Annotated in this window: 1 protein-coding gene; it reads left to right on the forward strand. The window is 65.6% G+C overall.

Annotated features, from left to right (window positions below; genetic code table 11):
- A partial coding sequence (locus SB751_RS29765; protein WP_410748994.1) for an ABC transporter permease occupies positions 1 to 279 on the forward strand: 279 nt, incomplete at both ends.

Here is a 279-nt window from a genome sequence, read left to right on the forward strand (position 1 = left end):
GCTGATGATGCCGGCCATGCTGACCGCGCTGGCGGTGGTGCGCGAGAAGGAGCTGGGCTCGATCATCAACCTGTACGTCACGCCGGTGACGCGGCTGGAATTCCTGCTGGGCAAGCAGGCGCCCTATGTGGCGCTGGCGATGCTGAACTTCCTGTTGATGACGCTGCTGGCGGTGACGCTGTTCGGCGTGCCGATCACCGGCAGCTTCACCACGCTGCTGGCGGCCGCGTTGATCTACAACGTGGTGGCCACCGCCATCGGCCTGCTGGCCTCGACCTT

It is taken from the genome of Cupriavidus sp. SIMBA_020, assembly GCF_046535395.1.
In the GTDB taxonomy this organism is placed as follows: domain Bacteria; phylum Pseudomonadota; class Gammaproteobacteria; order Burkholderiales; family Burkholderiaceae; genus Cupriavidus; species Cupriavidus campinensis.